This window comes from Janthinobacterium sp. HH106 (assembly GCF_001758725.1).
In the GTDB taxonomy this organism is placed as follows: Bacteria; Pseudomonadota; Gammaproteobacteria; order Burkholderiales; family Burkholderiaceae_D; genus Janthinobacterium.
Map to the genome: position 1 here is coordinate 39,517 of NZ_LRIC01000040.1, position 19,792 is coordinate 59,308.

At 62.2% G+C, this 19,792-nt stretch carries 19 protein-coding genes; 6 read left to right on the plus strand and 13 right to left on the minus strand.

From position 1 onward, the window contains the following. The first annotated feature begins 44 nt into the window (after nt 1-44). The 3 genes from JAB8_RS15770 to JAB8_RS15780 are packed head-to-tail and all read left to right on the plus strand — an operon-like array spanning nt 45 to nt 3,621. The gene (locus JAB8_RS15770; protein WP_070290543.1) at nt 45-2,450 is read left to right on the plus strand and encodes a heavy metal translocating P-type ATPase; all 2,406 of its coding nucleotides are present in this window, start codon (nt 45-47) and stop codon (nt 2,448-2,450) included. Between the two features lies 1 nt (nt 2,451). Continuing rightward, complete coding sequence (gene cueR / locus JAB8_RS15775; protein ID WP_070290544.1) at nt 2,452-2,871, plus strand: Cu(I)-responsive transcriptional regulator; 420 nt, start codon at nt 2,452-2,454, stop codon at nt 2,869-2,871. A gap of 21 nt (nt 2,872-2,892) precedes the next feature. Further along, a complete protein-coding gene (locus tag JAB8_RS15780; RefSeq protein WP_070290545.1) occupies nt 2,893-3,621 on the plus strand; it encodes a glutathione S-transferase in 729 nt (242 codons plus the stop codon). Between the two features lie 47 nt (nt 3,622-3,668). Here JAB8_RS15780 and JAB8_RS15785 read toward each other — a convergent pair whose 3' ends face one another. The 3 genes from JAB8_RS15785 to yidD form a co-directional block, all read right to left on the minus strand. After that, complete coding sequence (locus tag JAB8_RS15785) at nt 3,669-3,869, minus strand: heavy-metal-associated domain-containing protein (protein ID WP_070219128.1); 201 nt, start codon at nt 3,867-3,869, stop codon at nt 3,669-3,671. Between the two features lie 82 nt (nt 3,870-3,951). Beyond that, complete coding sequence (locus JAB8_RS15790; RefSeq protein WP_070290546.1) at nt 3,952-4,893, minus strand: bestrophin family protein; 942 nt, start codon at nt 4,891-4,893, stop codon at nt 3,952-3,954. Between the two features lie 255 nt (nt 4,894-5,148). Further along, nucleotides 5,149-5,817 carry a membrane protein insertion efficiency factor YidD gene (gene yidD / locus JAB8_RS15795; protein WP_083287751.1) on the minus strand — a complete coding sequence of 223 codons (669 nt, stop codon included), beginning with the start codon at nt 5,815-5,817 and terminating at the stop codon, nt 5,149-5,151. Between the two features lie 51 nt (nt 5,818-5,868). Here yidD and JAB8_RS15800 point away from each other — a divergent pair, with 51 nt between their 5' ends. Further along, a complete protein-coding gene (locus JAB8_RS15800) occupies nt 5,869-7,236 on the plus strand; it encodes an NAD-dependent succinate-semialdehyde dehydrogenase (protein ID WP_070290548.1) in 1,368 nt (455 codons plus the stop codon). A gap of 24 nt (nt 7,237-7,260) precedes the next feature. Here JAB8_RS15800 and JAB8_RS15805 read toward each other — a convergent pair whose 3' ends face one another. Then, the gene (locus JAB8_RS15805; protein ID WP_139143065.1) at nt 7,261-7,893 is read right to left on the minus strand and encodes a site-2 protease family protein; all 633 of its coding nucleotides are present in this window, start codon (nt 7,891-7,893) and stop codon (nt 7,261-7,263) included. Between JAB8_RS15805 and JAB8_RS29535 the strand changes: the two genes are divergently transcribed. Continuing rightward, on the plus strand, nt 7,892-8,056 hold the full coding sequence (locus JAB8_RS29535; protein WP_175445206.1) for a hypothetical protein: 165 nt from the start codon (nt 7,892-7,894) through the stop codon (nt 8,054-8,056). The two genes, JAB8_RS15805 and JAB8_RS29535, sit on opposite strands and share 2 nt — an antisense overlap. Nucleotides 8,057-8,072: 16 nt before the next feature. Here the strand turns inward: JAB8_RS29535 and JAB8_RS15810 are convergent, their stop codons facing one another. From JAB8_RS15810 to JAB8_RS15850, 9 genes are all read right to left on the minus strand, one after another. Then, nucleotides 8,073-9,884, minus strand: coding sequence for a PhoH family protein (locus JAB8_RS15810; RefSeq protein ID WP_070219133.1), 1,812 nt, complete (start codon nt 9,882-9,884; stop codon nt 8,073-8,075). Nucleotides 9,885-10,173: 289 nt separating this feature from the next. Beyond that, complete coding sequence (locus JAB8_RS15815) at nt 10,174-10,644, minus strand: peroxiredoxin (protein WP_034750445.1); 471 nt, start codon at nt 10,642-10,644, stop codon at nt 10,174-10,176. Nucleotides 10,645-10,719: 75 nt separating this feature from the next. Further along, complete coding sequence (locus JAB8_RS15820) at nt 10,720-11,679, minus strand: polysaccharide deacetylase family protein (RefSeq protein WP_070219135.1); 960 nt, start codon at nt 11,677-11,679, stop codon at nt 10,720-10,722. Beyond that, on the minus strand, nt 11,679-12,731 hold the full coding sequence (locus tag JAB8_RS28610) for a bifunctional UDP-4-keto-pentose/UDP-xylose synthase (protein WP_070290550.1): 1,053 nt from the start codon (nt 12,729-12,731) through the stop codon (nt 11,679-11,681). Before JAB8_RS28610 ends, JAB8_RS15820 begins: the two co-directional genes overlap by 1 nt. A 21-nt stretch (nt 12,732-12,752) precedes the next feature. Next, nucleotides 12,753-13,670, minus strand: a complete 918-nt coding sequence (locus JAB8_RS28615) for a formyltransferase (RefSeq protein ID WP_070290551.1) — start codon at nt 13,668-13,670, stop codon at nt 12,753-12,755. Beyond that, on the minus strand, nt 13,670-14,665 hold the full coding sequence (locus JAB8_RS15835) for a glycosyltransferase (protein ID WP_070290601.1): 996 nt from the start codon (nt 14,663-14,665) through the stop codon (nt 13,670-13,672). Before JAB8_RS15835 ends, JAB8_RS28615 begins: the two co-directional genes overlap by 1 nt. An 11-nt stretch (nt 14,666-14,676) precedes the next feature. Next, complete coding sequence (locus JAB8_RS15840; RefSeq protein ID WP_070290552.1) at nt 14,677-15,813, minus strand: DegT/DnrJ/EryC1/StrS aminotransferase family protein; 1,137 nt, start codon at nt 15,811-15,813, stop codon at nt 14,677-14,679. A 206-nt stretch (nt 15,814-16,019) separates the two neighbouring features. Beyond that, nucleotides 16,020-17,693, minus strand: a complete 1,674-nt coding sequence (locus JAB8_RS15845) for a glycosyltransferase family 39 protein (RefSeq protein ID WP_070219139.1) — start codon at nt 17,691-17,693, stop codon at nt 16,020-16,022. Next, nucleotides 17,690-18,082, minus strand: coding sequence for an Mth938-like domain-containing protein (locus JAB8_RS15850; protein ID WP_070290553.1), 393 nt, complete (start codon nt 18,080-18,082; stop codon nt 17,690-17,692). The genes JAB8_RS15845 and JAB8_RS15850 overlap by 4 nt, the downstream gene beginning before the upstream one ends. Nucleotides 18,083-18,505: 423 nt before the next feature. Between JAB8_RS15850 and JAB8_RS15855 the strand changes: the two genes are divergently transcribed. Next, nucleotides 18,506-19,735, plus strand: coding sequence for a pyridoxal phosphate-dependent aminotransferase (locus JAB8_RS15855; RefSeq protein ID WP_034750427.1), 1,230 nt, complete (start codon nt 18,506-18,508; stop codon nt 19,733-19,735). The last annotated feature ends 57 nt before the right edge of the window (nt 19,736-19,792 follow it).

Genomic DNA, 19,792 nt, shown 5'->3' on the forward strand with positions numbered 1-19,792 from the left:
GGACGATCCTGTAGACATCACCTCTTATCTACAGGATCAGCGCCATGCAGCCAGCTTCCCCTTATTTGCAATCGTTCACGGTCGAAGGCATGACCTGCGCCTCGTGCGTGGCCCGCGTTGAAAAGGCGCTGGCGGCCGTGCCGGGCGTGACCAGCGCCAGCATCAACCTGGCCACCGATACGGCCAGGGTGGCGTCCAGCCAGAACGTTCCGCTGGCCACCTTGCAGGCGGCCGTGGACAAGGCCGGCTATGCGGTGGCGCAGCGCGAGATCGACCTGAGCATCGCCGGCATGACGTGCGCCTCGTGCGTGGGCCGGGTGGAAAAAGCCCTGCTGAAAGTGCCCGGCGTGCTGGCCGCCAGCGTCAACCTGGCCACGGAAAGCGCGCGCGTCAAGGTGACGGGCGACGCCGATGCGGGCGTCCTGATCGCCGCCATCGACCAGGCCGGCTATGCCGCCACGGTGCCCGCCGCCAGCCACGCCAGCGCGCCCGCGGCGGCGCCCAACCGCGACGGCATGAAAGTGGCGTTCGCGGCCGTTCTGGCCTTGCCATTGATGCTGCCCATGCTGTTCGAGTGGGCCGGCATCCATTTGATGCTGCCCGGCTGGCTGCAATTCGCGCTGGCCACGCCCGTGCAGTTTTACTTTGGTGCGCGTTTCTACAAGGCGGGCTGGAAGGCGGCGCGCGCCGGCAGCGGCAATATGGATTTGCTGGTGGCGCTGGGCACGAGCGCCGCGTATGGCTTGTCCGTCTATCAATGGCTGACGGCGGGCGAGATGCTGCCGCACCTGTACTTTGAAGCGTCGGCCGTCGTCATCACGCTGGTGTTGCTGGGCAAATGGCTGGAAAGCCGCGCCAAGCGCCAGACGGCTTCGGCCATCCGCGCGCTGCAAGTCTTGCGCCCGGAGGCGGCCCGCGTGCGCCGCGACGGCGTCGAGCTCGATTTGCCCGTGGAACAGGTGAAAGTGGGCGACCTGGTGGTTATCCGCCCCGGTGAACGGGTGGCCGTCGATGGCGTGGTGGTGGAAGGCGCCAGCCAGGTCAACGAGTCGCTGATCACGGGCGAAAGCTTGCCGGTCGATAAGCATCCGGGCGACAAGGTGACGGGCGGCGCCATCAATGCCGATGGTTTGTTGCTGGTACGTACCCAGGCCGTGGGCGGCGAGACGACCTTGTCGCGCATCATCCGCCTGGTGGAAGACGCGCAGGCCGCCAAGGCGCCCATCCAGCATCTGGTCGACAAGGTCAGCGCGATTTTTGTTCCCGTGGTGCTGGTGCTGGCGCTGCTGACCATGCTGGGCTGGTGGTTCGCCACCGGCGAGCTGGAGAACGCCATCATCAATGCAGTGGCCGTGCTGGTCATCGCCTGCCCATGCGCGCTGGGCCTGGCCACGCCGACGGCCATCATGGCCGGCACGGGCGTGGCCGCCCGCTACGGCATCCTGATCAAGGATGCGGAAGCGCTGGAAGTGGCGCACGCCGTCAATACCGTCGTGTTCGACAAGACGGGCACCCTGACCATCGGTAAACCAGCGCTGGCGGCCCTGCATGCGCACGGCATCGACGATGCCCGGCTGTTGCAGCTGGCGGCCAGCATCCAGCGTGGCAGCGAACACAGCCTGGCTACTGCCGTGCTGGATGCGGCCAGCGCGCGCCACATCGAACCCTTGCCGGCCACGGCTCTGGCGGCCTTGCCGGGCCGCGGCCTGGCGGCGCATGTCGACGGCCTGGACCTGAAACTGGGCAGCACGCGCCTGATGCAGGAGTTAAACGTGGACATGGAACCGCTGGCGGCACAAGCCTTGTCCCTGGAAAACACGGGTAATACGATCTCGTGGCTGGCTTCGGGATCGGAGCTGCTGGGCCTGTTCGCCTTCAGCGACCAGGTCAAGCCGAATGCGCAGGCGGCTATTGCCCATTTGCACAGCCTGGGCATCCGCACGGTGATGTTGACCGGGGATAACCAGGGCAGCGCCGACGCCGTCGGCAAGCTGCTGGGCATCGACACGGTGGCGGCGAAAATGCTGCCGGCCGATAAAACCGCTAAAATTGTTGCGCTGAAAGGCGAGGGCGCGAAGGTGGCCATGGTGGGCGACGGCATCAACGATGCGCCCGCGCTGGCCGCTGCCGACGTGGGCATCGCCATGTCGACGGGCACGGACGTGGCCATGCATGCGGCCGGCATCACGCTGATGCGCGGCGATCCGGCCCTGGTGGCGGACGCCATCGATATCTCGCGCCGCACCTACAGCAAGATACGGCAGAATCTGTTCTGGGCCTTCATTTACAACCTGATCGGCATTCCGCTGGCCGCCTTCGGCTTGCTCAACCCCATGGTGGCGGGCGCGGCGATGGCCTTCAGTTCCGTCAGCGTGATCAGCAATGCCCTGTTGCTGCGCCGCTGGAAAGCCCGCAGTCATGCAGGCAGCGCGCATACCAAGGAGTCATAGGATGAATATCGGCCAGGCAGCCAGTGAAACGGGCGTATCGGCAAAAATGATACGCTACTACGAGAGTATTTCATTGTTAAAACCCAGCGCGCGCAGCGACGCCGGCTACCGCATCTACACGCCGAACGACTTGCACGCCTTGCGCTTCATCAAGCGCGGGCGGGGACTGGGTTTTTCGCTGGAACAGATCCGCGAACTGCTGTCGTTGTGGCAAAACGACCAGCGCGCCAGCGCGGACGTGAAAGGCATCGCCCTGGCCCACGTCGCCGAGCTCGACAAGCGCATCGCCGAACTGACGGAAATGCGCGACACGCTGGCTCACCTGGCGCAGTCGTGCCATGGCGATGACAAGCCCGATTGCCCCATCCTGCAAAGCCTGGGGCTGGCCGGTGAAACGGAAGCGAAGGCTTGCTGCCATTGAGTTAAATCAACGGAGGTGCGTATGGCGTATGAACTGTATTACTGGCCCACGATACAGGGACGCGGCGAATTCATCCGCCTGGCCCTGGAAGAGGCGGGCGCCGACTACCGCGACATCGCCCGTTTGCCTGAACGCAAGGGGCAAGGCGTTCCCGCCATGCTGGCCTGCCTCGATGGCGGTGCTACGCCACAGGCCGCCTACGCACCGCCCGTGCTGCGCGACGGCGACATGCTGATCGGCCAGACGACGAATATCCTCTTGTATCTGGGCCGGCGCCTGGCCCTGGCGCCGCGCGCGGAAAGCGGCCGTTTATGGCTGAACCAGCTGCAACTGACCATGGCCGACTGGCTGACGGAAGTGCACGACACGCACCATCCGCTGTCGATGAATCAATATTATGAGGAACAGAAACAGGCGGCCATGCTGCGCAGCGCGGATTTCCGCGAAACACGGCTGCCGAAATTCCTCGATTATTTTACCCAGGTCCTGCTGAATAATCGCAGCCGGGGCCAGTATCTGGTGGGCGCAAAGCTCACGTATGGCGACCTGTCGCTGTTCCAGATGCTGGCCGGCTTGCGTTATGCGTTTCCGCAAGCCATGGCGCGCCTGGCGCCCGAATATCCGTTCCTGTCCGAGCTGCACGATACGGTGGCGGCGCGGCCGAACATCGCCCGCTACCTGAAGTCGAAGCGCAGAATTGCATTCAATGAGGAAGGCATCTTCCGCCACTATCCCGAGCTGGACGGATAAAAAAACAGCCGGCGCAAAGGCCGGCTGTCGTAATGCTGTTGTGGCTGTTACTGCGCGCTGGTAACGGGGTAGCCCGCCTCCACGATGGCGGCGCTGATGGCGCCCAGTTCGGCGGGTGATTCCACCGTGACGCGCTTGCTGGCCAGGTCGATCTGCACCTGGGCTTGCGGATCGATGGCCTGCACCGCTTTCGTGACCGAGCCGACGCAATGGCCGCAGCTCATGTTTTCAACTTGTAACTGATACATGGCAAGCACTCCTTGAATGATTAGGTGAATCCACTGTAAGCCTTGCCCCGGTGGGAAGGTCAAGGGGAAGCTGGCGTGCGCATCAATTCAGCAGGAAATCGTCCGCTTGCATGGGCGGCGGCACGTTCTCGTCCTGCACGGATTCACGCAAGCTGATTTCGATGGCGCGGCACATGGCCGACAGCGGCAGGTCGTTGGCGTCTTCGCCGAACGGCTCCTCGATCTCGTCGCCCAGGGCATCGAGGCCAAAGAAAGTGTAGGCAACGATGGCGACGACGAACGGCGTCATGAAACCGAGCGAGTCGACGAGGCCGAACGGCAGCAGGAAGCAGTACAGATAGGCTGTGCGGTGCAGCAACAGCGAATACGAAAACGGAATCGGCGTGCTGCGGATGCGTTCGCATGAAGCGCCCGCCGCTACCATGGCCGAGACCGTGTTATCGATCTGTGCGGTGAGGATGCTGTCGATGCGGCCTTGCCGGACGCAGTCGGCCAGGTCGTGGCCCATCTGCAGCATCAGGTAGTCCGATGGATTCGATGCCTGGCAAGCCGCTTCCCATTCGGCCGGGCGCAGCAGCGGCTGCAAGTCGGCCGGTCCGCGCGTGTCGCGCAGCTGGTGGCGCAGGGCGTGGCAAAAGGCGATGGTGCGGTAAATCATGCGCACGCGCACATCTTCCAGGCCCAGCCTCGCGTGGGCCGGCGTGTTGCCGCGTATCATGGTCTGGCACTGGCGCGAGAAATTACGGCTGCGCAAGACCAGTTCGCCCCACAGCTTGCGCGCTTCCCAGTAGCGGTCATAGGCGGCCGTGTTGCGAAAGCCCAGGAAGATGGCCAGCGGCAAGCCGATCAGCGTAAACGGGATGGTGGTCAAGATCACCTTGTGGTCGAACAAGGTGCCGTGGCACCAGGTGACGAGGGTGGCGATCAGGGTATTGACGATGAGCGTGGTGCGGATGCGCGGCAGGACGGAGCCGCGCACGACGAGGAATAGCCGTAGGGCCGATGGGCGCTCGCGCACGATCATGCTGCGCTCCTTGCTGGGGGCTGGGCTGGCGGGGAACGGCGGGCCCGGTGATCGGTAAAAGAGGAAAGATGCAGTGGCAATGGCCGGGAACAAAAAGCCCGCGATGTATGCGGGCTGAGCAGGGTGTGCATGGGAAGCAGTGTAGGGGAGACGGTTTAAGTATAGGCCGCCGATCCGTTTCCAGCCAATTCACAGTGATAATGGGTATTATTCATTTCATGAATGAATATTTCATTTGTAATTTATTGTGTGAATTTAGCTATCCGATTCCTGTCGCTGCCTGATCTTCTTGCGGTGTTCTTCCTGCTGCCGTTTCAGTGCGGCACTGGCTGTATAGTCGTTGCGGAACCATGTCGTGTTCTTGCCGCGGCCCGGCCGGGAGCAATCAGCCAGGCTGGCCACGTCGGCGCAGTCGCAAGCGCAGTCCAGCAGAGGCACGTCGCAGTCGCAAAATCCCGCCTGCGCCTGGCGGCGCGCACTGCGCCGCGTCTGCGGATGCAGCGCCAGGTATCGGCGATGGCGTTCGCCGCAGGCGCGCAGGCGCCGTTGCAGCAGCGCCAGTCCGGCGCGCAAGCCGTGACGCGCGATGACCTTGTAGCCATAGGCGGAGCAGCTGTCGCGTCCCGTCAGCACGCGGTAGGCGCAGCGAAATCCTTTCCAGGGAGATAGATGGCGCTGGTAGACGCGGATCGCCCACAGGACCAGGTGCTTGCCGCAGGTGTCGAAGGTGAAAATATTGCTTCCTTTGCCGTTTGCCTTGCGGCACTGACTCGAGCATACGACAGGTCTGCAAAAAAGAATAGCGGCAAGCCCGCATGCATGGGACACGTGGCAAAGAGAGATAGGCCGGTGCTCGCCATGCCGCCTGCGGCCATTCGCCGCTATGTTCGCGTGCGTACTGTCGCGCGGCGCGTCCGCCAGCATACTGCCCAGCTACCCCACGCAGTCCCGGGGTGCCAAGACCAAGGAAACCAGATGAGCTATCAGACCACGAATCCCTACAGCGAACAGATCGAGCAGACCTTCACACCGCATAGCGATGCGCAAATGGAGAATATACTGGCCCAGGCAGCCACTGCTTTCGAGAGCGACTGGCGCCAGCGCAGCTTTGCCGAGCGCAAGGCAGTCGTCAAGAAAGCGGCCATGCTGCTGAAGGAACAAGGCGATGCCTTCGCCAAGCTGATCACCGTGGAAATGGGCAAGCTGTTCAAGGAAGCGCAGCAGGAAGTGTCGCTGTGCGTGAAAATCCTCGACTACTACGCGGATAATGCTGAGCAATTTCTCGCTCCCAAACAACTAGACGTCAAGCGCGGCGAGGCCAGCGTGGAAATCGCGCCGCTGGGCGTGATCTTCTGCGTCGAGCCGTGGAATTTCCCGTATTACCAGCTGGCCAGGGTCGCGGGTCCGAATTTGATGGCGGGCAATACCCTGGTAGTGAAACACGCGTCCAACGTGCCCCAGTGCGCACTGGCCTTTGAAAAACTGTTCCTTGACGCGGGCGCGCCGGCAGGCGCCTACAGCAACGCATTCTTGTCCAGCGAGCAAGTGGCCACCGCCATTGCCGACCCGCGCGTGCAGGGCGTGGCGCTGACGGGCAGCGAGCGTGCCGGCGCCTCCGTGGCGGCCACGGCCGGCAAGGCCCTGAAGAAAACCACGATGGAACTGGGCGGCAGCGACGCCTTCATCGTCCTGGACGACGCCGACATGGACCTGGCCGTCAAGCTGGCCGTCATCGGCCGCATCCAGAATGCGGGCCAGGTGTGCGACGGCTCGAAACGCTTTATCCTGCTCGACAGCATTGCCGATACCTTTGTCGAGCGCTTCCAGGCCGAACTGGCCAAGCTGCAGCCAGGCGACCCGATGGATCCCGCCACGACCCTGGCGCCGCTGTCGAGCAAATCGGCGCTGGAGCTGGCCGTCAAGCAAGTCGGCCAGGCCGTGGAAGGCGGCGCGAAAGTGCTGCTGGGCGGCAAGCGCATCGAGCGTGCCGGCTACTTCATGGCGCCGACCATTCTCACCGAAGTCACGCCTGGCAATCCCGTCTACTACCAGGAATTCTTTGCCCCCGTCGCCATGATTTTCCGCGTCAAGGATGACGACGCGGCGATCGCCCTGGCCAACGATTCTCCCTTCGGCCTCGGTGGCACCATCATCACGGCAGACGTCGCGCGCGGGAAACGCCTGGCCAGCCGCATCGACACGGGCATGGTATTCATCAACTCGCCCGCCGTCACGGCGCCTGAACTGCCATTTGGCGGCGTGAAACATTCGGGTTACGGCCGCGAATTGTCCGACCTGGGCATCATGGAATTCGTCAACCGCAAGCTGGTGCTGGTCGGCTGACCGGGCGACCTTGGGGGCGTTTCCTTACGCCCCCAGCGCCTGCCAGCCATAGCAGCCGAACGCCGCTGCCCACGCCAGCAAGATCGCCAGCCCCGGCAGCAACAGCCATTTTGCTGCCGTCTCTTCCCACGTCACATACGGCTTGCCGCCGCGCGCGATGGACAGCAGCGCCTGGCCCCCATTCAGACCGGCAAACGGCAGCAGATTAAAGGCGCACAGTTTCAGCGAGAACAGGGCGAACACCGGCGCAAAGCCATGCGTACGGGCAAATAGCTCCCCTGCACCCAGCAATTCCTGCGCCCTCGACAACGGCGCCAGCGCGCCAGCGACGATTTGCCCGAAGGCGGCGATAAAGCGCTCCCAGCCCGAGGCTCCCATGATCCCCAGCGACAAGGCCAGCAGCACGGCCACGCCACTCAAGGGCAGCAGGACCTGCTTCCACAGCGGCTGGAAGTTGTAGGCGTCAAGGCAGGGATCGTCGTCATACAAGGTTTCCTCACGCGTATCTTTCAGCACCAGATTGCCGGCCAGCGGCAGCAGCTTGACGCGCACTTTGCCCCAGGTCAGCAGGGTGGGACCGACGCCATAGCTGATGCTGCGCACCGTGATGCCGAACAGCCTGGCGCAGGCCGCCATGACGGAAATGTGGAGGAGCATGAAAACGATGAAGCAGAGCAGCAACTGCAGGGCGGGAGGCATCGGCAAGGTGTCCAGAAAGAAAGGAGCGGTATTAGAACATGCCGCAGGAAAAAGTTGCGCACATGAAAAAAGCCCCGCCTGCATCGCTGCAGCCGGGGCTTCGAATGACTGGGGCAGCTGACGCCGCCCGCTATAACTTACAGCACTTCGCTGGCGTGGTCGGCCAGGCGCGAACGCTCGCCGCGCGCCAGGGTGACGTGGCCGCTGTGGGTCCAGCCCTTGAAGCGGTCGACCACGTAGGTCAGGCCGCTCGAGCCTTCCGTCAGGTACGGTGTGTCGATCTGGGCGATGTTGCCCAGACACAGGATCTTCGTGCCGGGACCGGCGCGCGTGACCAGGGTCTTGACCTGTTTCGGCGTCAAGTTTTGCGCTTCATCGATGATGAGGAACTTGTTGACGAAGGTGCGGCCGCGCATGAAGTTGAGCGACTTGATCTTGATGCGCGAGCGGATCAGGTCTTGCGTTGCCGCACGGCCCCATTCGCCGCCATCGGAGTCGGACTTGTTCAGCACTTCCAAGTTGTCGTCGAAGGCGCCCATCCATGGCGACATCTTTTCTTCTTCCGTGCCTGGCAGGAAACCGATGTCTTCGCCGACGGGCACCGTCACGCGGGTGACGATGATTTCATTGTAGAGCTTGGTTTCCAGCACTTGCGCCAGGCCGGCGGCCAGGGCCAGCAGGGTCTTGCCGGTACCGGCCTGACCCAGCAGGGTGACGAAATCGCATTCCGGATTCATCAGCAGGTTCAGCGCGAAGTTCTGCTCGCGGTTGCGCGCCGTGACGCCCCACACATTGTTCTTCGTGTGGCTGAAGTCGCGCAGGGTTTGCAGCACGGCCGTCTTGCCGTTGATCTGCTTCACCTGGCCGTAGAACGGCGTTTCGCCGTTTTTCGGTTCCAGGTAGATGAACTGGTTGACCAGCAGCGATGGAATGAACGGGCCCGTCACGCGGTAGAAGGTGGAGCTGTAGCCGTTCTTGCTTTCCTGCCACGACTCCATGTCCTTGCCGTGCTTGTTCCAGAAGTCGTCCGGCAATTGCACGATGCCCGAGTACAGCAAGTCCGTGTCTTCCAGCACATGGTCGTTGAAGTAATCTTCGGCCGGCAAGCCCAGGGCGCGCGCCTTGATGCGCATGTTGATGTCTTTCGACACCAGCACGACGGGGCGGCCTTCCTGTTCCGACTCGAGCGAACGCACGACGGCCAGGATCTGGTTGTCGGCCTTGCCCACTGGTAAGCCTGCCGGCAGGTCGGCGCTTTGCAAACGTGTCTGGAAGAACAGACGGCCCTTGGCGTCCTTGTTGCCCAGCTTGGACAGCAGGATGCCGTGTTCGATGGCGTCGTCATCCGTGTTGCTGATCAGGGCATCGAGCGTGCGCGACACCTGGCGTGCATTGCGCGCCACTTCCGTCATGCCCTTTTTGTGGTTGTCCAGCTCTTCCAGGGTCATCATCGGCAGGTACACATCGTGTTCCTCGAAGCGGAACAGCGACGATGGATCGTGCATCAGCACGTTCGTGTCGAGCACGAACAGCTTGCTGATGCCGCGCTGATCGGCGGCGCGGCTGGCGGACGACTTGAGCTGCACTTCCACAGGCTTGTGCTTGGCCGGATGCGGCTGCTCTGCCTGCTTGACGGGCTTGATCGGCGTGACCTTGCCTTTGGCCGCCGGCTTGGCTTTCGCTGCAGGCGCGGCAACGGCGGCAGGCGCGGCCGCAACCGGCGCCGGGGCTGGCACTGGCTTGGCGACCATCAGGGCCGCCACTTGCTTGATCTTCGTGGCCGCATTGCGGACCGGCTTGGCAACTTCGGCGATCGCCGCTTCAATGATCGGTGCAGCCACTTTCTTGGCTGCTGGGGTTTTGGTGGCCGGGCGCGCTGCGCCTGCGGTTGGGTAATCTTGGGTGGCCAGGATGGTGGCTGGCTTGCTCGGTAATTTTGGCAGTGGCATCAGGATCTCAATCAAAAAATTTCTGGAATGAATCGCCCATGGGCAGCCAGCTTCTGGCGGCACTTCTCATGGGGTGGATGCGGGGGAACAACAATGCTACAGGACGAATAACTGCCGGGAGGCCGGCAGCATGGCCGGTCATGGACGCCATCGGCGGGCTGCAGGCCCGTCTGGCGGAGTGGATGGAGGCGCTTCGTTGACTCAAAATGGCGATAGGTACCGTGAACTGAACTGCGGTTGAACCAGGCTTGCTGGAAGCCGACAACGCGCATTGGATCAAAATGAACGATCAATTCAGATGCGCTACGAATTCCAGCACTTCTTCCACGTGAGTTGCGACCTTCACGCCTCTCCATTCTTTCACCAATCGGCCCTGGGCGTCAATCACAAACGTACTGCGCTCGACGCCGCGTACGGTCTTGCCGTACATCTGTTTCATCTTCATGACGTTAAACAGCAGGCAAACGGCTTCGTCCGGGTCGGAAATGAGCTCGAACGGCAGCTCCAGCTTGGCTTTGAAGCTTTCGTGCGAGCGCAGGGAATCGCGGCTGATGCCGTAGATTTCCACGCCGGCGGCGACAAATTGCGGATACGCGTCACGGAAGGCGATGTTTTCAGTGGTGCAGCCAGGGGTGTTGTCCTTCGGATAGAAAAACAGTACCGTGGCCTTGGCCGGGCGGCCCAGCAACTGAAAGGTCTTGCCGCTGGTCATGGCGGCACTAAAGTCGGGTATGCTAACGAGGGATTGGCTATCAGCCACAGGTTCTCTCCTGAACGGTGATCATCAGCGCTGGTTTTTAATCTGGCAACGCATCCAGGTGCAACAATACAGCATTCAGGCCGCTTTGCCCTGCACAATCAGGCGTCCCGAACGCCCGGGCAACTCATCCCAGGTGATGGGGCAAATTGGCAAGTCCGCATCTTTTATCTTTTCATAATAATCGCCCATCGCCGCAAACTGGTAGCCCTGGGCTTTCCAGCCAGTCAGCAGTTGTTCGAAAATGGGGGCGAGTTTCTGTCCTTCAAGTTCCGCATGCAAGGTATACACATGATCGCGCGGGTTGTCCGCCGTCAGTGACAGGATATGCGCGGCAACATTGCCGGTGGTGATCAGCTTGCCGTCGATTTCGCAGCCCAGCAGTTCGTCCAGGGTGGGCAGGGTGGTGGGCAATTGCACGCAGCGCAGGATGGTGTTGCCATTGCGCACGCGGTGCGGGCCATTGCCCGGATGCACCATTGCGCCGCGCGCGTCGAGCATGGCGCGGCCATCGGAGGCAAAGCGGTAGCCGGCCGTGTCGTGCTCGACAAAGGCGCTGACATTCATTTGCCAGCCGGCCGCGCCGTGCGTGTGCGGCTTGCTGCCGAACACCTGTTCGTAGCGGTTGGCGGCCTTGCGCATCATGGTAATGGTCCAGGCGGCGTTGCGCTTGGCCACATTGTCTTGCCACAGGGTGTGATCCCAGGTGTGGATGCCGCACTCGAAACCGGCATCGCGCACGGCGCGCAATTGCGCCGCGCACTGCTTGCCGATATCGGGTCCCGGCAGCAAGGTGCCGTACATCAATGTTTTCAAGCCGTAGTGCTCGACCACCGACGTGCGCGACACCTTGCTGAAAAAGCCGGGCCGCAAGGCGCGCCGCAGGGCCCAGCCCGTGTGGTCGGGGCCCAGCGAGAACAGAAAGGTGGCCTTGGCCTGGTGCGCGGCCAGCATGCGCACCAGATTGCCCATGCCTTCACGGGTGCCGCGATAGGTATCGACGTCGATTTTCAGGGTCAGGAACGGCTTGCTCAACATTAATCCATCAAGGCTTTGGCTTGGGCTACCTGGCTGCGGTAGGCGTCGAAAATATTGCGCAGGGAATCGGCCATGGTGGTGGTCGGCGCCCAGCCCAGCTCTTCGCAGGTATTCGTGATTTTCGGCACGCGGTTCTGCACGTCCTGGTAGCCGGCGCCGTAGTAGGCGCCCGAAGTCGTTTCCACGATTTTCACGTGTTTCGCGCCTTCGGCGTATTCCGGGTACTCGGCGGCCAGGGTCAGCATCATGCCGGCCAGGTCGCGGATCGAATAGTTATTGGTCGGATTGCCAATGTTGTAGATCTTGCCGCTGGCGATGCCGTTCTTGTTGGCGATGATGCGGATCAGCGCATCGATGCCGTCGTCGATATAGGTGAACGCGCGTTTCTGCGCGCCGCCGTCGACCAGCGAGATGTTTTCGCCGCGCACGATGTGGCCGAAGAATTGCGTCACCACGCGCGAGGAACCTTCTTTCGGCGTGTGGATCGAGTCCAGGCCCGCGCCGATCCAGTTGAATGGACGGAACAGGGTGAAGTTCAAGCCTTCCATGCCGTAGCCCCAGATCACGCGGTCCATCAGCTGCTTGGCGTTCGAATAGATCCAGCGCGGCTTGTTGATCGGGCCGCAGATCAGTTCCGAGTTTTCCGGGTCGAATTCCTCGTCATGGCACATGCCGTACACTTCCGACGTCGACGGGAAGACCAGGTGCTTGCCGTACTTGGCGGCCGAGCGCACGATAGGCAGGTTGGCTTCGAAGTCCAGTTCGAAGACGCGCAGCGGCTGCTTGACGTAGGTCGATGGCGTGGCGATGGCTACCAGCGGCAGGATCACGTCGCATTTCTTGACGTGGTACTCGACCCATTCCTTGTTGATCGTGATGTCGCCTTCGAAGAAGTGCATGCGCGACTTGTAGTTGTCATCTTCCAGCAATTCTGTGATGCGGTCCGTGTTCATGTCCATGCCGTAGACATGCCAGTCGGTGGTTTCCAGGATGCGCTTGGACAGGTGGTGGCCGATGAAGCCGTTGACGCCTAAGATGAGGACTTTTTTCATGTGAGATTCTCTTGAGTGATATCAGTGTGTGCTGACGCGGGCGGTCAGACTTGCTTGCAATTGCTGAGCCGAAATCGGCTCCCCGGCAGCCCTCAGCGCGGAAATGGCCAGCATGCGGCCGTCTCCGCAGGCGCCAAAGATGCAATTATCCACTACCGCCAAGCCCGGTGGCAAACTTCCTGCTGAATGCTTGCTTAAACGGGCTTTTTCGATGGTGTAAATGACATTGTTGACTTCGGTGAATGCGCCGGGATAGGGCGGCGCGACGGCCCGGTGCAGGTTGTACACCTGCTGCGCGGGTAACTTCCAGTCGATGCGGCCGTCTTCCGGCGTGCGGCCGCCAAAATAGCCGCCCTGGCGCAGATCGTTGAGCTGGCGCGGCGCCGTGCCGTCCAGCAAGGCTGGCAGCACGCCCCACAGCGTTTGCTCAGCAGCAACAGTTACCTTGCCAAACACTTCGAAGGCCGTGTCGTCGGGCAGGATGGGCACGGCCGTTTGCGCCACGATGGCGCCGGCGTCCGGCTTGACCGTCATTTCATGCAGGGTGGCGCCCGTCTGCGTGGCGCCGTGCAGCACGGCCCAGTTGACAGGTGCGCGGCCGCGGAACTGCGGCAGCAGCGAACCATGCATATTGTAGGCGGGAGCGACTTCCAAGATACTAGTGGGCAACATGTGGCGGTAGTAAAAGCTGAACAGCATGTCCGGCCTGGCCGCCTGCACCTGCGCCAGCAGCTCGGGCGCGCGCGCGTCCGCAGGCGTGATGTACGGGATGCCTTCGGCCTGGCACAGGCTGGCGACGGATTCGAACCACAGGTTTTCCGTGGGGCTGTCTTCGTGCGTGACGACGAGGGCGATATCGACGCCGCCGGCCAGCAGCACCTTGATGCAGCGCACGCCCACATTGTGGTAGCCGAAGACGACGGCGCGCGGGGCGCCCATCAGCGGCCCACCTGACGTTTTTCCAGGCGCACATACGATGGCGCCTCGGCTTCCGCCTGGGTCATGCCGTCCTGCAAGATGGTTTGCACCACGTAGCGGGGACGGGCGCGCACTTGCTGGAAGATGCGTCCCACGTATTCGCCCACCAGGCCGATGCCGAACAGGATCACGCCCATGAAGAAGAAGGCGATGGCAAACAGGGTAAACACGCCTTCGGCTTCAGCGCCCAGCAGGAAGCGGCGTATCAGCAGGAAGATGACCAGCAATGCCGAACCCAGCGACATTGCCATGCCCAGCATGGAAAAGATTTGCAGGGGAATCAGCGAAAAGCCCGTGACCAGGTCGAAATTGAGGCGGATCAGGCTGTACAGCGAATATTTCGACTCGCCGGCGGCCCGTTCCTCGTGCTCGACGGTGATTTCCGTCGGCTTGCGAGCAAACGTGTAGGCGAGCGCCGGCACGAAGGTGTTGACTTCGGCGCACTGATTGACCAGGTCGATCACATTGCGGCCGTAGGCGCGCAGCATGTTGCCCTGGTCCGTGATCTTGATGTTGGTGATGCGCTCGCGCAGGCGGTTCATCATCTTCGAGGCGAGGGTGCGCCAGGCGGAATCTTGCCGCTTGCGCCGGATCGAACCCACGTAATCGTAGCCTTCGCGCATCTTCGCCACCAGGTTGCCGATTTCTTCGGGCGGGTTCTGCAGGTCGGCGTCGAGCGTGACCATGATCTGCCCACGCGAGGCTTCGAAGCCGGCCAGGATGGCCATGTGCTGACCATAATTGCCGTTGAATAAGACGACGCGCGTGACGTCGGGGCGCTGGCGGAACTGTTCCGCCAGGATGGCCACCGAATTGTCGCGGCTGCCATCATTGATGAAGATGATCTCGTAGCTCGTCTGCAAGGCGTCGAGTGCCGGATACAGGCGTGCGAACAGGCTGGCCAGGCCATCCTGCTCGTTGTAGATCGGAATGATAATGGACAGTTCAGGTTTCATCGGCGCGCTGCTCACTTGATGAGAATGGATTTGACGGTGGCGACGGCGCGTTCCACGTCCTGTGTCGTCATGGCGTAGAACATCGGCAAGGTCACGGTCAGGCGGCCGATCTGTTCCGAGACGGGGAACATGCCCTCGGTAAAGCCGCGTTCGCGGTACATGGTAAACAGGTGGATCGGTGCGTAATGATAGCCCGTTCCCACGTTTTGCTGCGCCATGGCCTGCATGAACGCGGCGCGCGTGCCGGGGCCGTTGTCGGGCAGGATGATCTGGAACAGATGCCAGTTGCTGTTTTCAAAGTCCTGCACGGGCAGCCGGGCGCCGCTCTGCGCTTCGAAGTCGCTGCCGAACTGCGCGAAATAGTGGCGTGCCAGCACGCGGCGGTGGGCCGTGATGGCGTCGATATTGGCGAACTGGCCCAGGCCGATGGCGGCCATGATGTCGCTCATGTTGTATTTGCCGCCCAGCACGTCGACGTCGATGCCGTCCACGCCGCTGCGGGTGACACCCTGCAGCCGGTATTTCTCGGCCAGCTTCGCTTCTTCCAGGTTGTTCAGGACGAGGCAGCCGCCTTCGCCCGTGGTGATGTTCTTGTTGGCCTGGAAGCTGAACGAGACGAAGTCGCCAAACGCGCCGATGCGCTTGCCTTTCCAGGTGGAGCCGAAGGCCTGCGCCGCGTCTTCCACGACCCTTAAATTGTATTTTTCAGCAATCGCGTACAGGCGGTCCATGTCGACGGGCAGGCCGGACAGGTAAACGGGGATGATGGCTTTCGTACGCGGGGTGATGGCCGCTTCCAGCTTGTCGAGGTCGATATTCCGGGTGACGGGATCGATATCGGCGAACACGGGCGTGGCGCCCACTTCGATGATGACGTTGGCCGTCGCGACCCACGACACGGGCGTGGTGATGACTTCGTCGCCGGGGCCAATGCCGGCGATGCGCAGCGCGATTTCCATGGTGCACGTGCCCGAATTGAAGGTGCGCACGGGACGCCCGCCGAAATACTCGGACAGCTGGGCTTCGAATGCCTGCACTTTCGGGCCGCTGGTGATCCAGCCCGAGCGCAGCACCTCGCCGACGGCGGCGATGGTCGCCTCATCGATGGTGGGTTTGGAAAAAGGCAAAAAGGGCAGGGTAGAGGTCATGGGGCACGGTTCTTGAGTCGGTATGGTGTCAGGGTATCTGTGTTGCCGAGGCTGCCGTACGGTGAAAAGCGGCCGGCAGGCATGGCTATTTTATATCGTCAGTATGGCGGCGCAGCCGGTTCAGCGGTGAAAAAATCATGCCGATGCGGGGGCGGGGCAAGCTGGCCGGGGGCGCGATCCGTGCTGCCTCGCGCCCCAGTTAAACATTATTTGTTGGCAATGACCATGCGGCGCGCGTCCTCGGCAATGACACGCATGGGTACGCCACGTTGTTGCAATTCCTTGTAGCGGCCCAGGCTGATAATGGCCATGTCGCGCACGCCGGCGTTGGCATCGTTCGTCCATTGCGTGATGAAAGGCTCGATGTTCGGGATCGACAGTTCCGGCTGCTGTTTCAGGCCAAACGTGAATTCATCCCAGTAATCGACGAGGATCACGGGCCGCTGCAGATAATAGGTCAGCGACTGTTCGTAGATGCCGACCGAATAGAGCTTGGTATCGGCCGTCAGTTCGGCCTGGATCTGCGGCAGCATGTCGGTGCCTGCGCGGTTCTGGCCATACAGTTCGGAGCCGGCCAGGATGCAGTGCGTGGCCAGGAAGCCGGCGCCGGCGATCGTCAGCACCGTCATGTCGCGGCGCAGCTGGCGCGCATGCAGCAAGGCCAGGGCGCCGCCGGCCAGGGCGAAGAAGCCGGCCGCCATCAGCCATGGCTGGTAGCCTTTCAATGCGATCAATGCTGCCGGATCGCGCGCGCTGGCCTTGCTGAACGCGATCGGTCCGCCGATCAGGATGGCCGCGCCCAGCACGCACAGCAGGCCGGCGGCGAACAGGCGCTGGCGGCGCGACGCCGATTCCAGGTACAGCGCCACCAGCAATGCCAGCGCCGGGAAGATGGGCACGATATAGCCGGGCAGCTTCGAGGTCGAATAGCTGAAGAAGAAGAAAATGAAGACGGCCCAGACCAGCAGCATCAAACGGGGCTGGAAGGCGCCTTGCTGGCGCTGGAAGGCGGCGGCCAGGCTTTGCGGCAGCAGGCCTATCCATGGCAGGATGCCGGGAATGAGCAGCACGAGGAAGTAATACCAGGCGCCTTCGCGCTTGTGGCCCTTCATCAGGAAGCGCTGGAAATGCTCGTGGATGAAGAAGAAATGCGGCTGCTCCGGATTGCGCAGGGCGACCAGCACGAACCACGGCGTGGCGATGGCAAAGAACACCAGCAAGCCCTTGACCAGGTGCAGACGCGTCCAGATGCGCCAGTCGCGCGCACACAGCGAATACAGCACCAGCACGGCGCCCGGCAGGACGATGCCGATCAGGCCCTTGGCCAGCACGGCCAGCGCCATGGCGGCCCAGCAGGCCAGCATCCAGTTGCGCCGCTCCGTCGCCGTGGCGTCGTCGCGCTGGGCGATCAGCAGGCTGCCCAGGGTCAGGGTCATCATGCCCGACAGGCCCATGTCCAGCGAATTGATCTGGCCGGAAGCGAGCCAGAACAGGCTCGACGCCAGCACCAGGCCCGCATACAGGCCCACGCGCGGGCCGAAGACCTTCTTGCCCGCGTACGCCGTCATGCACACGCCGATGATGCCGCACAGGCCGGTCCACAGGCGCGCCTGCCACTCGCCCAGGCCGAAGGCGGCGAAGGTCAGCGCATTCATCCACGTTTGCAGCGGCGGTTTTTCAAAGTACTTGATGCCGTTCAGGCGCGTGGTGATCCAGTCGCCCGTGACGAACATTTCGCGCGCCATCTCGGCGTAGCGGCCCTCGTCGGGCGGTACCAGGGTGCGCACGCCCAGCGCATACAGGGTGACGACGATGAAGATGCCCAGCAGGGACCACATCAGCACCCGCGACGAGTGCAGTTCGTTGACATTGATTTTCATGCAGGCTTGCCTGCGGCCGGGGCCAGGATCAGTGCCAGGGTGACTTTGCGGCCCTCGCCCATGAGGATGTTGTAGGTGCGGCAGGCAGCCTGGCTATCCATGCATTCGACGCCGATGCGGCGCATGGTCAGCGCGGCCGTCAGCTTCGGGTGCACGAAGCGCTGGCGCTCGCCCGTGCCGAGGATGACCACGTCGGGCGCATCGGCCAGGATTTGCGCGAAATGCGCCTCGTTCAATTGTTCGAAACTGTCCACTGCCCACGCGCGCGGCGGCGTTTCCGGCATGACGATCAGGCTGTAGTTGTACGGCTGGGCATTGATCTCGACGCCGTTTTCGTCATAGCCGGTGACAGTCTGGTATTGTTGGGTGCTGCTGGCGTGGAGTTTCATGGCGATATCGGGGCTGGTCGTGTCGGTTGATCGGTACGCGCGCGGCCAAACTGGGTGCCGCGGCCAAGGGCGTAAGCATGCCATAAATGACAGAAAAGAGCGACTGAAAAGCAACATCCTTTCCAATTTGCAATGTTCGGCGCCACAGTGGCGCTGCATGCTGGCGCCATGGTAATGCTGCAAGATTAAGGGAAGATGAAGATGGCGCCCGCCCGATAGTTGTCCGGCTGCGCCGGCGTGGCAGAATCGGCGTCAAATGCTGCAGTTCGCCATGTTTAATTTGATAAAATGGCCTGTTTTCGGCGAGAATGGTTGTTTTCGCCTTGCAGTCTTTCGCATCGCAGTTTCACGGGTTCATAGTTCTGGCGCGGCGGCCACGCTGCAAGCTCAAGTCTCCGCGCCGCATCACGACAGGGATTTATTTTGCGACCGATTCAGAAATCGAATAAATTGGCGGACGTCTGCTACGACATCCGCGGCCCGGTCCTGGAAAAATCCAGGCAAATGGAAGAAGAAGGCCACAAGATCACCAAGCTCAATATCGGCAATCTGGCCGTATTCGGCTTCGATCCGCCCGACGAGATCGTGCGCGACATGATGCTCAATCTGCAGAACGCGGCCGGCTATACGGATTCGAAAGGCATGTTCGCGCCGCGCAAGGCCGTCATGCACTACACGCAGGGCAAGAATATCGCCGGCGTGACCATCGATGACATTTACCTGGGCAATGGCGCTTCCGAACTGATCGTCATGTCGATGAACGCCCTGCTCAACAGTGGCGACGAAGTGCTGGTGCCGGCGCCCGATTATCCGCTGTGGACGGCCGCCGTCAGCCTGTCGGGCGGCAATCCCGTGCATTATGTGTGCGACGAGCAGAACGAGTGGTATCCCGACATCGAGGACATGCGCCGCAAGATCACGCCGCAGACCAAGGCGATCGTCGTCATCAACCCGAACAATCCGACGGGCGCGCTGTACCCGGTTTCCGTGCTGCTGCAGATCGTCGAACTGGCGCGCCAGCACCAACTGATCATTTTCGCCGACGAGATCTACGACAAGGTGCTGTACGACGAAGCCGAGCACGTGTCGATCGCCTCGCTGGCCGACGACGTGCTGTTCATTACCATGAACGGCCTGTCGAAGAATTACCGCTCCTGCGGCTACCGTTCCGGCTGGATGGTAGTCTCGGGCGAAAAGCGCCACGCCAAAGATTACATCGAGGGCCTCAACATGCTGGCCTCGATGCGGCTATGCGCCAATGCGCCGGGGCAGTTTGCCATCCAGACGGCGCTAGGCGGCTACCAGAGCATACAAGACCTGGTGGGGCCCGGCGGGCGCCTGTTGAAACAGCGCGACCTGGCGCACAAGCTGCTGACCGATATCCCCGGCGTCACCTGTGTCAAGCCGAAGGCCGCGCTGTACATGTTCCCGCGCCTGGACCCGGAGATCTACCCGATCGCCGACGACCAGCAGTTTGCCTATGAATTACTGGCCGAAGCCAAGGTCCTGATCGTGCAGGGCACGGGGTTCAACTGGATCGCGCCCGACCATTTCCGCGTCGTCTTCCTGCCCAACTCCGATGACCTGACCGAGGCGATGGGGCGCATTGCGCGCTTCCTCGAAGGCTATCGCAAGCGTCACGGCCGGGGCTGAAAGCCAGCAGCAGCAATCTCGATCAACCTGGCGCCGCCGAAGGGGGCGCCACTTATG